The following is a 13,128-nucleotide window of genomic DNA, read 5'->3' as shown; positions in this document are numbered from 1 at the left end:
GATTTATAAGTTTAAAAACAAGCGAAACTCTTTTTTACTTTGGCTTAAAATTACCTAACAACAGCCAGAACCAGGTTCACAAGAATTACCTTTGGCTACTTCAGCAAAAGCAAGGGTTGGTTTCTCTGACGGAATTCCGCAAGCATCTAAAGCCAAACAAGCTGTTAATTTAGAAGTTAACAAAAAATTAGTTCCGTCAAAATCTAAACCAAATTTACCAATGGTTTCTTTTCCTTGATATTCTACTTCAATTTCTAAATTATCAAACTTAAACATCTTTTCAGAAAGTTCTATGATGTTTACTAATTTCTCGGGATGCAATCTGTGATCATAATCATTTTCTTCCCAAAGCTGAAAGTTAATAACGGTTTCGCTTCTTACTTTACCACCACAATCAATAAAGTCTTTTGTTATTTTACCAACTTCTGTAACGTGAAAGTGTGGTTTAACCATTTCTCCATTTGGTAATTGAAAGCCTATTTTCTCTAAACCTTTTAAGTGATCTTTAATTTCTGATAGTTTCATAATTTTATTTTTTAGCAGCAATTTTATTTTGTTGTTCTGTAAATATTTCTGATTTAGTTAAACTTATTTCAATTTATTTATTGCAATATTACGATTAATAGTTAAAAAAGTATGCATTCATATCTTTTTTAACTTATTTTTTTACATTGTGAAGGATATTTTTAAGCTAAAATTCTAAATATAAAACATCATTTATTCTTGTTTCTGTATCGGAAATAGGGAAGTCGTAAGAAGCAATTTTTTTAAACCCTGCTTTTTTATAAAAGGCAAGAGCTCTGTCATTTTTTATCCAAACATACAACCAAATGCCTTTTTGGTTTTGCTGTTTTACTAATTTTAAATTGTGTTGAAACAATTTTTTTCCTAAACCCAAGCCATAAAAGTCTTCCACTAAATACAAGCGTTCCATCTTGGTTATATTTGTATTGTGTATGTTTTCGTTTTCTTGGTTGATAATTATTTTTGAAAAACCAGCTAAATCGTCCTTAACGTAAATTAAATTATATTGATAATCTGGGTTTGTAATTTCCTTTACTAAGTTCTCTTCACTAAAACTGTTTTCTAAGTACGTCTTCATAATTTCTTTAGGAATTACTTCTTTATGAGGCGTAAAAAATGCTTTTTTGCCAACTATAGAGAGCGCTTTTACATCTTTAATTTTTGCTTTTTTAATTTGAATCATGCTGTTTGGTTGCTTATAAAGAATCTGCGTTAAAAGTATCACCTTGATTTACATCACCTGTTTCATAGCCTTTTTTAAACCAACGCATTCTTTGAGCAGAAGTACCATGTGTAAAAGAATCTGGTACAACGCGACCTGTAGACTGTTTTTGTAAACGATCATCTCCAATAGCATTGGCAGCATTAAGTGCTTCTTGTAAATCACCAGGTTCTAAGATTAAATCTGTTTTTTGAGAGTGATGTGCCCAAACACCAGCGTAAAAATCTGCCTGTAATTCTAACATTACAGAATACCTGTTGTATTCCGTTTGGCTAACTTTACCACGAAGTTGTTGTACTTGTCTGTTTATTCCTGTAATATTCTGTATATGGTGACCAACTTCATGAGCAATTACGTAGGCTTGTGCAAAATCTCCAGGAGCATTTAGTTTTCTACTCATTTCTTGAAAGAAGCTTAAATCTATATATAACTTATCATCACCAGGACAATAAAAAGGTCCAGTTGCACTAGAAGCAGAACCACAAGCAGAGTTTACAGAACCCGTAAAAAGTACTAAAATTGGCTCTTTGTAATTGGGAATTAATTTATTCCAAACATCTTCTGTACTTATTAAAACACGTTTGGTTAAATCTACCAAGTCCTTTTCTTCTGGGGTTCCTTTATAAGAACCTGAAGATTGTATTTGATTATTGGTGTTTCCTGTAAGTAAATTTAAAGGGTTTGTACCTGTAAAGTACATTACAGCACCAACAATGGCTATAATAACTAATCCTTTTTTTGATGTAACTAATTTTAAGATTAAACCGATTAACATTGGGTTTAAACCACCAGAACTTCTTCCAGAAGAGGCGCCTCTTCGGTCATCTACATTAGAACTTTTTCTATTTCCTCTCCACTTCATAATTTTATATTTTAAAAAGATAAAATTACTATTTATTTTCTAGTTGATAAAATTCTGCTTTAAAAGAAGTTTGGTTATTTTTTTAATGAGTTAGAAGTAATTCTTACAAACTAAAAACCTCTTTGAATTAACAAAGAGGTTTTGGTTTTATAAGTCATTTCGAATGTAGTAATGCAATCTTATTATTAAAAAGTAGATTACTTAGTTATTCTTACTCTTAATGACGTTTTTTTAATATATGTAAGAATTTGCTATGAACTATTTAATCAATTCGTAAGAACGTTTGATAAACTTGGTTAACTCTTCACCATGTAAAAGGTTCTGAGATAATTTTGCCAAATCAAAAGCTTGAGAAATTAGATGCTTCTGTGCTGCTTCATCTTTATTATTTAAGATTTCAGAAACTAAAGGGCTATTTGTGTTTACCACTAAATTATACATGTCAGGAAAATTACCCATTCCCATCATGCCACCTCCACCACCAGAAGCTTGCATCTCTTTCATTCTACGCATAAATTCTGGAACCGTAATAATAAACGGAGAAGAAGCAGAATCCATCGCTTCTAATTGAACTGTGTAAGATTTAGAATTAACAGCACCTTCTATAATTGGCTTTAAAGTTGTTATTTCTTCTTCAGATAATTTAGAAATTACGTTCTCGTCTTTCTTAATTAAATTATCTACATGATCAGAATCTACTCTTGTAAATTTTACTTTTTCGCCAGCACCTTCTAACTTCTGCATTAAATGCGAAATAATTGGAGAGTCTAAAACTAAAATTTCATATCCTTTGGCAGTTATATCTTGAATGTAACTGTGTTGTGCTTCTTTATTTGAAGTATATAAAATAACATGATTTCCATCCTTATCGGTCTGAGAACCTTTTGTTTTTTCAATTAATTCATCAAATGTAAAATACGTGTCTGCTACTGTTGGGTACAATGCAAATTTCTGTGCCTTGTCAAAGAATTTATCTTCAGACAACATTCCGTATTCAATAATTACTTTAATATCGTTCCATTTTGTTTCAAAATCTGCTCTGTCTTTTTTGAATAGAGAAGCTAATTTATCACCTACTTTCTTAGTAATGTAACCAGATATTTTCTTTACAGCTCCGTCTGCTTGTAAACCAGAACGAGAAACATTTAAAGGAATGTCTGGAGAATCAATCACACCTTTTAACATTTGTAAAAAGTCAGGAACAATTCCTTCTACATTATCGGTTACAAAAACCTGATTTTGGTACAATTGAATCTTGTCCTTTTGCATATCCATTGACGGACTTAACTTCGGGAAGAATAAAATTCCTGTTAAGTTAAAAGGATAATCAACATTTAAGTGAATGTGAAATAAAGACTCTTCAAATTGCATTGGATACAATTCTCTGTAGAAATCTTCATAATCTTTTTCAGTTAAATCTGTAGGCATTTTAGTCCAAGCAGGTGCTGTGTTGTTTATGATATTATCAACCGTAATTTGTTTGTGTGCTTCTGTAGTCTCTTTACCTTCTGCATCTTTTGTAGTTGCTGGCGTAAACTCAGGATCGTTAATTTCTTCTGTTCCAAATTTAATTGGTACTTGGTTAAAACGGTTGTATTTGTTTAATAAACCACCAATTTTACTTTCTTCTAAGAAATCTAAAGAATCTGCTGCAATGTGCAAGATAATTTCAGTTCCTCTATCAGACTTATCGTGTTCTACTAAAGTAAATTCAGGAGAACCATCACACGTCCAATGTGCAGCTGGTGCATCTTTAAAAGACTTTGTAATTAATTCTACTTTTTCTGCAACCATAAAAGCAGAGTAAAAACCAAGACCAAAATGCCCAATAATTCCTGCTTCGTTGTCTTTATATTTATCTAAAAATTCTTCAGCGCCAGAAAATGCAATTTGGTTGATGTATTTCTCAACCTCATCTGCAGTCATTCCTAAACCTTGATCTTTAATGGTAATTGTCTTCGCTTCTTTATCGATGCTTACTTCAATCTTAGCATCACCTAATTCAGTTTTAGCTTCACCAATAGCAATTAAGTGCTTTAACTTAGAAGTTGCATCTGTTCCGTTAGAAATTAATTCACGTAAAAAGATTTCGTGATCTGAATATAAGAATTTTTTAATCAGTGGAAAAATATTTTCTACCGATACATTAATATTTCCTTTTGCCATTTTATGTCTGTTTTGTTTAATTTATTATTTGTGATATCTAATAGTCAAAAAAAATACCAAACAGGCTATTGTGACAAGATGACAGAAAAGGAACATTTTAGACAGAATATCAATGAAAAGAAAATTCACTATTTTTGCTTTTACAAACAAAAGCAAATAAAATATACACTATGTATAATTCAAAAATAACCGGACTTGGGTATTATGTTCCTGAAAACGTTGTAACAAATGACGATTTAAAGGAGTTTATGGAAACTTCTGATGAATGGATTCAAGAAAGAACAGGGATAAAAGAAAGACGTTGGATTGATCCAAAAACAGGAGATACAACCGCGGTTATGGGCGCAAAAGCTGCTAGAATCGCTATTGAAAGATCGGGTTTAACAAAGGACGACATCGATTTTATTGTCTTTGCAACTTTAAGTCCAGATATGTATTTTCCTGGAGGTGGCGTTCAAATACAAGACATGTTAGAAATGCCAACAATTGGTGCTTTAGATGTTCGAAACCAATGTTCTGGTTTTATTTATGCGATGTCTGTTGCAGACCAATTTATAAAAACCGGTATGTATAAAAATATTTTGGTTATTGGTTCAGAAAATCATTCTGGTGGGTTAGATAGATCTACAAGAGGAAGAAATGTTTCTGTAATATTTGGTGATGGGGCAGGAGCTGCAGTACTTTCTAGAAGTGAAGAAGCAGGAAAAGGAATCTTATCTTCTCATTTACATTCGGAAGGAAAACACGCAAAAGAATTGGCTTTAGAAGGACCTTCTACTCAACGTTGGGTGCCAGAAATTTTAGAAGCAAATGATCCTGATGACGTTTCTTATTATCCTTATATGAATGGTCAGTTTGTATTTAAACACGCTATTACTCGTTTTTCTGAAGCAATTGTAGAGGGTTTACAAGCAAATAATTTAGAGAAATCAGATATCGATATGTTAATTCCGCATCAAGCGAATTTACGAATTGCACAGTTTATACAGAAGAAGTTTCAGTTGTCTGATGACAAAGTGTATAACAATATTATGAAATACGGAAACACTACGGCTGCATCTGTAATTATTGCCTTAACAGAAGCTTGGGAACTTGGTAAAATAAAAGACAACGATTTAGTTGTTTTGGCTGCTTTTGGTAGTGGTTTTACTTGGGGAAGTGTTATAATTAGATGGTAAAAAAATAGTTGTTAGCTTTGGTTTTTTTCCATTTTCTTTTAGATGATATTAAAAAAGGTGCTGCATTTTGTAGCACCTTTTTTACTGTTAGAATATTTTTTTAATAATTTTCGAACGTTTTTGTGTAGGCTTAGTTGCGTGTTTAAGTGAGTAATTAAAGCACGACTGCTAAATGCCGAAAGAGTTTTCTAAATGCGTTATAGCTAGCAATTAATTTTATGCTTTGTTGGCAATAGTATTTAATTCTCTGTTTTCTCAATTGAACTTGCATGGTCTTTAATAATGTACCAATTATTATTTATTTTTTCTAAAGTATAACTAACAATTAGTCTATTAAAATAAGGTTTTCCATTCCTGTCTGGCTCTTTGTACAGAAACTCGGTTGTAGCTACACCAATTCTATCACCAATATCGGTGCTTAATATTTTTATATCAACGGTCCAATTAGGGGCTTCAAACCATTTCTGATGAAATTTCATAAACCCATCTACAGAATATAGAATTTCAGAGCTTGGTTGAATTAATTCCATATTACCTTTTGGAGACATTGTAGCTTTTAAAGCACTTGAGTCTTTACTGGTTACTGCATTTAAGTGTTTTGAAATTGTAGAATTGAATAGCTCTTCATTCTGTTTTTTTGAAGTTTCATTTTTTTGAGTTCTTTTTTCCTTTACCTCACAAGAACTGAAGCTTATTATTAGTAGACTTAGCAATATTAATTTGTACTTTGTATTTATAGTCATTGCAATAATTCTTTTAAGTTTGGGTGTTGCTATATATTATTGGTAACTTAGACTATTATGTGCCTTTTTAATGACTTATAACTGGCGCTAGCGAAGTTCTGTTTTTTAAGCTTAGAAAAAACTAAGCCATCTTCTACAAAACACCACCACTACCTTGGGTTTCGTTGTTTTCTCTATATTTTCTATTTCTTTCTCTGTTTTTCCCACTTCCAAAATCATAAGAAAAGCCAAGATAAACCGAACTGTATTCTAATGTATATTGTCCTGTTTGTGCAAACGGATTTGTTGCTGAGAAATCTAGTTTATAACCATCAAAAATATCAGTTCCTCTTAACGTAATTGCACCATTCCCATCTAAAACAGAAAGTTGTGCAGAAGCATTTACTAAAGCATAAGGTTTCACTTTAAATTGTACGCCTTCACTTTTTCCTCTGTAAGAACTAGATAATTGGAATCTTAATTTTTTTGAAGCTTTAAAACTATTGCTAATTCTAGCACTAAAAAGAGTATTTTTTATACTTTCTTGTTTATTGTTAATTACGCCTTGACTGTCTTGGATGTATAAATTAGCACTTGGTCTAAAGCTCCACCATTTTGTTATTTTAAAACTCGAAGAAAACTCAACGCCATAACTGTTTGCAGTTTCATAATTTGCGTAAGACAATAATTGACGATCTGCATTCGCAGGATCTTTATTAATAATTCTACCAATCTTATCTGAAGTACGTCTGTAAAATGTGCCAAAAGAAAGATATCCTTTTTTAATACTTCTGGTATAATTTGCTTCAAAAGAATTGGTAAATTGTGGTTGTAAAGTTTGGTTACCAATAGAAGTACTTAAAGGGGAGGTCCATTCTTGAATAGGCGTCACTTGCTCAACTCCTGGTCTGTCAACTCTTCTACTATATCCAATCTGGAATTCATTTTTATCTGAAGCATAATACGTAAAATAAGCAGAAGGATAGAGTGTTAAAAACTGGTCTTCATAGGGTTTTATAGCCGCCTGTTCTGTGTTCGAAAATAAGCCATTTACCGTAAAATGTTCGAATCGTAATCCGCCTTGAAAAGCAATTTTTTTAAACTCTTTTGTATAATTTACATAGCCAGAATAAATTTCTCGATCATAATTGAAAGAAGAATTTCCTTTAGGTACAATTGCAGTGTTTCCATTGGTTTCTATTTCTTGATCTGTAATAATGTTATTAAATGTATTTTGAATTCTAGCTTCTAAACCGAACTCTAATTTTCCGCCAGAAAGAGGTTTTGTATAATCGAGGTTTGCTAAAAAAGTATCTGAATTATTGGTGATGTTATTTGTGTAATTGTAGCGTTTAGAACTCTTACTTACAGTTTCTTTATTAAAGTCATTCTGAGGATCTGTAGTTTTTGTATAATTAATTTCTAATTCTATATTTTGCCCTTTGTCATCAATATCTAATTTGTAATCTAAATTGTACGCTTGTTCTTTAGTGTCGAACTGTGATAGATTTAGTGCATTAAAAACTAGATTATTGTTTTCAATAACTTTAGTGTCAATACTAAAATCGGTGTCAGAAAAACTTTGCGAAGTATAAAAAGAGAGCGTATTCTTTTTATTGATGTAAAAATCGATTCCTGTTTTTAAGTAATTGTTAGTAGTATTGTCTGTATAGTTAATGTGTTGGGTAAGGTTTTTATCACTTCGGTCAAAGAAAGCATTCGTTTCAAATTTTCCTAAATCTAAACCATAATTTGCATACATATTTACTTTACCAGTTCTGTAATTAAGGTCTAAAGACCCTGTGGGTCTTGTGTTTTTACTATGTTCTTGGCCAATGTTTATCGAGCCATTAAAACCGATTTTTGTGTTCTTTTTTAGAATGATATTAATAATTCCACTCATACCCTCGGGTGTATATTTTGCAGAAGGGTTTGTAATTAACTCAACACTTTTTACAGAGGAAGAAGGAATTTGTTTTAATAGTTTTGAAGGCGATAAATTAGACGGTTTCCCATCAATTAAAACACGAACATTACTGTTTCCTCTCAAGTTAATAGTTCCTGATTGAAAATTTACCTGAACAGAAGGAATGTTTTCTAGTAATTGCAAAGAGTTTGTGCCAGCAGAAGTTAAGTCTTTACCAACATGAATTACTTTTCTATCAATTTTTTGAACAATTGTAGAGGTTTTCGATTGCACAACAACTTCATCTAGTAGACTACTATCTTCTTTTAAAAAAAGAGTAGAAATATTAACTTGTGATTGATTTTTAGATAATACGATGGTTCTTTTTATCGTTTTATACCCAATAAATTGAATATCAATAAAAATAGAATCTAAAGGAAGTTTTTCTATTATGAAACTGCCTTTTTTGCTTGTAATTCCGCCAGTTATAATGGCTTTTGATTGATCTTTGCAAACAATATTTACATAAGGTAAAGCTTTCTTAGTTTTAAAATCAACAATTTTTCCTGTAATTGTTCCAATATTTTTTATAACGTCTTTTTTAGCTTGAGAGAAAAAAGGAAGTGATAAAAAAATTAGAAATAAGGGGGTATACTTTTTCATAACTTTTTAAATTATGTTTGTAACATTCATAGCAAATAAGTTATTACAAACTTTTATAAAAGTAGTAAAATCTTTTTTAATAAAAAAACCTCAAGTTCTGCGAAGCAAAAAATGAGGTTTTATATCAAATAACTATGTTCGTTTTATTAAAAAGCACCGCCACTTTCTTTGGTGTTATCATCTCTTTGTCTTCTTCTTTTTGCTTTGTTTTTCCCACTACCAAAACGATAATTAAAACCTAGATAAGCTGTTTGACTTTCCCAATTAAAACGCCCGTTTTGAACAAAAGGGCTAGAAGAATTAAAAGCAAATTTCATTCCTTTAAAGATGTCGTTTACTCTAAAGTTAATAGTACCTTTTCCATCTAAAACAGTTAAACTAGCACCTGTATTTACCATCCACATGTTTTCAACTTTCCACTGAATATCTTCAGATGGTCCTCTGTACATTGCAAATAATTGGAATTTTAGGTTTTTAGATGCGTTAAAACTATTGCTAATTCTTGCATTAAAAACTTCATTTGTTATTTCAATTCTTGGCGTGTTTTGTTTTACAATTCCATATTGTTTCTGAGAATAAAAATCCATACTAGAGTTTATTCTCCACCAATTATTTACTTTATAGTTTGCAGAAAATTCTAATCCGTAAGAACTGGTATCTTCAAAATTTGTAAAAGATAAGATTTGTTTTACATTAGGATCTAACGGGTCTGCATAGGTTATACGAGAGATATTGTCATTAATCTTTCTGTAAAAAGTACCAAAAGTTAATGAACCTCCTTTAATTTGACGCGTATAATTTATTTCGTAAGAATTTGTAAATTGAGGATTTAATTCTGGGTTACCAATAGAGGTAATTAAAGGGGTACTCCATTCTCTAATGGGGTTTAATTGCCCAATACCTGGTCTATCAACCCTTCTACTATAACTTACTTGAAATTGATCTTTCTCTGAAGCTTCGTATGTAAAAAAAGCAGACGGATATATCGTAAAAATTTTATCTGTAACCTTTTCTGTTGCAACAGTTTCTTGATTAAATGTTCCGTCTATTTCATATTGTTCTAACCTTGCACCTAATTGCATGTTTAGTTTTCCAAATTTGTGAGCATAGTTTGCGTAACCAGAATATATTTTTCTATCATAATCAAAAGCAGAATTTCCAACTCTTTCATATCCAGTAATTGTTCCAGAAGTGTTTCTTATTTCCTTTTCTTGGTCTGTAAGGTTTGTATTCGCTGTATTGTTAGTTCTATACTCTAAACCTAATTCTAATTTTCCTTCCTTAGAAATTGGGTTTGTATAATCTATATTTATCAACGTATTGTTTCTGTCGTTTACAATATCATTTGTATAATTGTAAATTTTGAAATCATCTTCACTTGGTTTCTTTATAACATCTGTGTTTTCTGCATCTTCAGGTGAATCTGTAGTAGAGTACGTCGCTTCAAATTCTAAATTATGACCTTCTTTTTCAAAATCAATTTTATAATTTAGATTGTAAGTATTCGATTTGTTTTCTTGTAATTGAACGTTTCTAGCGTTGCTAATTAAAACATCATTAGCTGTGTTTACAAGTGTTCTTCCATTTCCATCACCATTAAACCAATTTTTAGTGGTATAAAGAGATAAAGTATTTTTGTCGTTCAAATAAATATCTGCTCCAATTTTTACTAAATGAGATTGATTGTCGTTTATAAAACGAAAATTCTGATTATTTTGTCCAGGTCTGTTTACAAAACCCGTGTTAAAATTATCACCTCCATTGTAACCATAATTTCCAAAGAAATTTACTTTCCCCGTTTTATAATTCATGTTTGTAGACGCATTATATCTAACGTAATGACCAGCAGTAATTCCTGTATCTACAGAGCCATTAAAGCCCATATTTGCGTTCTTGTTTAAAATAATATTAATAATTCCACTCATTCCTTCTGGATTGTATTTTGCAGAAGGATTTGTAATTAATTCGATACTTTTTATAGAAGTTGAAGGAATTTGCTTTAGCAATTGAGCGGCAGAAATGTTAGTTGGTTTTCCATCTACCAAAACACGAACATTATCATTACCTCTTAAGCTTATTGACCCCGTTTGGCTATCTACACTTACAGATTGTACATTGTTTAAAAGTTCGGATGCAGTTGTACCAGCAGCAGTTAAATCTTTACCAACGTTAATTACTTTTCTATCTACTTTTTGTACAACAGTAGAGGTTTCTGCTCTTACTACAATCTCATTTAGAGAGGCATTGTCATCTTCTAAAACAAGGGTTCCTAAGTTAATTTTTTTGTTTTCGTCGGTTATATCAATTTTTTTAGAAATAATCTTAAAACCAATGTACTGAACTTCAACTAAGCTTTTTCCTTTAGGAAGATCCTTAATTTCAAAGATTCCTTTTTCATTGGTAATACCACCAGTAATTATTTTTTTATTTAAATCTCTTACCACAATATTTACATATGGTAAGGATTGTTTTGTTAGTTTGTCTATCACTTTTCCAGTGATAATTCCTGGTTTTAGTAATTTTTCTTTGCTCATTTGTGCAAATGAACTTACAGAGGTGAATAGAATTGCAAAGAGAATTAATTTTTTCATTTTGGATGATTTATTTTTGATTGGATGTTATATAGACGCCTCAATGTTTATATTTGTTACTAGAATTAACTTTGTTTAACATATTGTTAACATAAAAATATTTTAGATAGATGATTAAATTAACATTGGTTTTAGGAGCTTCTCTAAAAGAAGAGCGGTATTCTAACAGAGCGATAAAAAAATTAAAAGCAAATAATATATCAGTTGTTGCAATAGGTTTAAAAAAAGGGGTTATTGCTGGTGTTGCTATTGATACTGAAAAGATTCCGTATGAAAATATAGATACAGTTACGTTGTATTTAAATCCGAAAAGACAAGAAGAATATTATAGCTACATTATCAGTTTGCAGCCAAAAAGAGTCATTTTCAATCCTGGTACAGAAAATATGGAGTTTGTGAAATTGTTACAAGAAAATAATATTGAAAGTGAAATTGCTTGTACGTTGGTTTTATTAGCAACAAATCAGTATTAAAATTTAACCTTGCTACTTTATTTAAGAAGGATAAGCTTGAGTGTGACGTTTTTTTGTAGAAGTATTGATAATTAATTAATAGCAACTATTTTACCGTAAAAATAACACCAGGTTTTGCTAAAGAAACATTTTCAAAAACCGTTTCAGCTTCTTTTTGAAACATAGAAGTATCTGGGTATCTACCCGAATAATGCCCAATTACTAACTGACCAACAGTAGCTTCTTTTGCGATTTTTGCAGCTTCAATAGAAGTAGAATGTTTCGTTTTCTTAGCTAAATCTTGTCTGTCGTTTAGAAAAGTAGCTTCATGGTATAATAAATCTACGTTCTTTATAATAGGCACAATAGAAGGTTTGTAACTTGTATCGCTACAAAAGGCATAGCTTAACGTTTTTGGCGGATCTATTGTTAATTCAGTATTTAATATAACTTCACCAGAAGGCAATGTAACATCTCTACCTGCTTTTATATTTAAGTAATCAGCTTTATCAATTTCTGGATAACCGCTAATATTTAACATGTTCAGTTTTCTTGGTTTCTCTTTTTCTGTAAATAGATAACCATTTGTGTACACTCTATGTGTTAAAGGAATTGTTCTTACAGAAACTCTGTCATCTTCATAAATCAGTTCACTTTCTTTAGAAGACAACTCATGAAAAACCATACTGAAATTCGCATGAGATTCAGAGATTTTTAGCATTTGTAAAGTTGCTTTTTTTATACCTTTCGGTCCAAAAATATGCATTTCTTTCTCTCTGCTTAACATACCATAGGTAGATAATAAACCTACCAAGCCATAAAAATGGTCGCCATGTAAATGAGAAATAAAAATATGATTTATCTTAGAAAAACCGACTTTGTATTTTCGCATTTGGCGTTGTGTACCCTCACCGCAATCTATTAAAAAATGGTTGTTATTAATTTCTAAATATTGTGAAGTTGGAAAAGCGTTTACACGCGGTGTTGCAGAATGACAACCTAGAATAGTAAGGTTTATCATTTAATAACAAAACGTTTAGAAATTACTTTTTTGTTACTTTGTATGCTGTAAATATACATTCCTGTAGACAAATCGTTCTTATAAAACGTAAGGCTGTTTTTGCCAGTTTTAATCTTGTATGTTTTTTTAAAAACTGTTTTTCCTAAAACGTTTCTTACTGTTAGAATTATAGAAGAATCTAACGAAGATTTAAAAGTAATTTTAGTAGAATTTGTAAATGGGTTAGGAGCAGTAGATAAATCTTCTAACGTTTTTTCTTGCGAAAAACCGATAAAAGAAACTGATAGAAGTAAAACAAAAAGTATTTTTTTAATCATTCAC

Annotated in this window: 11 protein-coding genes; 2 read left to right on the top strand and 9 right to left on the bottom strand. The window is 30.8% G+C overall.

From position 1 onward, the window contains the following. Positions 1–54 precede the first annotated feature (54 nt). The 4 genes from CW731_RS06985 to htpG form a co-directional block, all read right to left on the bottom strand. Positions 55–525, bottom strand: coding sequence for a DUF6428 family protein (locus CW731_RS06985; protein ID WP_100946041.1), 471 nt, complete (start codon positions 523–525; stop codon positions 55–57). A 166-nt stretch (positions 526–691) separates the two neighbouring features. After that, on the bottom strand, positions 692–1,207 hold the full coding sequence (locus CW731_RS06980; RefSeq protein WP_100946040.1) for a GNAT family N-acetyltransferase: 516 nt from the start codon (positions 1,205–1,207) through the stop codon (positions 692–694). Positions 1,208–1,220: 13 nt separating this feature from the next. Then, on the bottom strand, positions 1,221–2,108 hold the full coding sequence (locus CW731_RS06975) for a neutral zinc metallopeptidase (protein ID WP_100946039.1): 888 nt from the start codon (positions 2,106–2,108) through the stop codon (positions 1,221–1,223). Positions 2,109–2,366: 258 nt separating this feature from the next. Further along, the gene (htpG, locus tag CW731_RS06970) at positions 2,367–4,274 is read right to left on the bottom strand and encodes a molecular chaperone HtpG (RefSeq protein ID WP_100946038.1); all 1,908 of its coding nucleotides are present in this window, start codon (positions 4,272–4,274) and stop codon (positions 2,367–2,369) included. 170 nt (positions 4,275–4,444) lie between these two features. On the opposite strand from htpG, the gene CW731_RS06960 reads away from it, so the two are divergent. After that, on the top strand, positions 4,445–5,452 hold the full coding sequence (locus CW731_RS06960; protein WP_100946036.1) for a 3-oxoacyl-ACP synthase III family protein: 1,008 nt from the start codon (positions 4,445–4,447) through the stop codon (positions 5,450–5,452). Positions 5,453–5,691: 239 nt separating this feature from the next. On the opposite strand, the gene CW731_RS06955 is transcribed toward CW731_RS06960, so the two are convergent. From CW731_RS06955 to CW731_RS06945, 3 genes are all read right to left on the bottom strand, one after another. Then, positions 5,692–6,195 carry a nuclear transport factor 2 family protein gene (locus CW731_RS06955; RefSeq protein ID WP_100946035.1) on the bottom strand — a complete coding sequence of 168 codons (504 nt, stop codon included), beginning with the start codon at positions 6,193–6,195 and terminating at the stop codon, positions 5,692–5,694. Between the two features lie 133 nt (positions 6,196–6,328). Then, a complete protein-coding gene (locus CW731_RS06950; RefSeq protein WP_100946034.1) occupies positions 6,329–8,743 on the bottom strand; it encodes an outer membrane beta-barrel family protein in 2,415 nt (804 codons plus the stop codon). Between the two features lie 146 nt (positions 8,744–8,889). Beyond that, a complete protein-coding gene (locus CW731_RS06945) occupies positions 8,890–11,334 on the bottom strand; it encodes a TonB-dependent receptor (RefSeq protein ID WP_100946033.1) in 2,445 nt (814 codons plus the stop codon). 110 nt (positions 11,335–11,444) lie between these two features. Here CW731_RS06945 and CW731_RS06940 point away from each other — a divergent pair, with 110 nt between their 5' ends. After that, positions 11,445–11,807, top strand: coding sequence for a CoA-binding protein (locus tag CW731_RS06940; protein ID WP_100946032.1), 363 nt, complete (start codon positions 11,445–11,447; stop codon positions 11,805–11,807). An 85-nt stretch (positions 11,808–11,892) separates the two neighbouring features. Here the strand turns inward: CW731_RS06940 and CW731_RS06935 are convergent, their stop codons facing one another. Then, the gene (locus tag CW731_RS06935; RefSeq protein ID WP_100946031.1) at positions 11,893–12,807 is read right to left on the bottom strand and encodes a ribonuclease Z; all 915 of its coding nucleotides are present in this window, start codon (positions 12,805–12,807) and stop codon (positions 11,893–11,895) included. Then, positions 12,804–13,124: a T9SS type A sorting domain-containing protein gene (locus CW731_RS06930; RefSeq protein WP_100946030.1), complete on the bottom strand. Its 321-nt coding sequence runs from the start codon at positions 13,122–13,124 to the stop codon at positions 12,804–12,806. Before CW731_RS06930 ends, CW731_RS06935 begins: the two co-directional genes overlap by 4 nt. Positions 13,125–13,128: the final 4 nt, after the last annotated feature.

Origin of the sequence: Polaribacter sp. ALD11 (assembly GCF_002831685.1) — a bacterium.
GTDB lineage: Bacteria > Bacteroidota > Bacteroidia > Flavobacteriales > Flavobacteriaceae > Polaribacter.
The sequence above is the reverse complement of the archived record's forward strand: the minus strand, read 5'-3'. Positions and strand labels throughout refer to the sequence as shown.

Bases quoted from the DNA above. Each gene is read 5' to 3' on its own strand.
- CW731_RS06960 (WP_100946036.1), top strand. From the start codon at position 4,445: ATGTATAATTCAAAAATAACCGGACTTGGGTATTATGTTCCTGAAAAC.
- CW731_RS06950 (WP_100946034.1), bottom strand. From the start codon at position 8,743: ATGAAAAAGTATACCCCCTTATTTCTAATTTTTTTATCACTTCCTTTT.
- CW731_RS06945 (WP_100946033.1), bottom strand. From the start codon at position 11,334: ATGAAAAAATTAATTCTCTTTGCAATTCTATTCACCTCTGTAAGTTCA.
- CW731_RS06975 (WP_100946039.1), bottom strand. From the start codon at position 2,108: ATGAAGTGGAGAGGAAATAGAAAAAGTTCTAATGTAGATGACCGAAGA.
- CW731_RS06935 (WP_100946031.1), bottom strand. From the start codon at position 12,807: ATGATAAACCTTACTATTCTAGGTTGTCATTCTGCAACACCGCGTGTA.
- htpG (WP_100946038.1), bottom strand. From the start codon at position 4,274: ATGGCAAAAGGAAATATTAATGTATCGGTAGAAAATATTTTTCCACTG.
- CW731_RS06940 (WP_100946032.1), top strand. From the start codon at position 11,445: ATGATTAAATTAACATTGGTTTTAGGAGCTTCTCTAAAAGAAGAGCGG.
- CW731_RS06980 (WP_100946040.1), bottom strand. From the start codon at position 1,207: ATGATTCAAATTAAAAAAGCAAAAATTAAAGATGTAAAAGCGCTCTCT.
- CW731_RS06985 (WP_100946041.1), bottom strand. From the start codon at position 525: ATGAAACTATCAGAAATTAAAGATCACTTAAAAGGTTTAGAGAAAATA.
- CW731_RS06955 (WP_100946035.1), bottom strand. From the start codon at position 6,195: ATGACTATAAATACAAAGTACAAATTAATATTGCTAAGTCTACTAATA.
- CW731_RS06930 (WP_100946030.1), bottom strand. From the start codon at position 13,124: ATGATTAAAAAAATACTTTTTGTTTTACTTCTATCAGTTTCTTTTATC.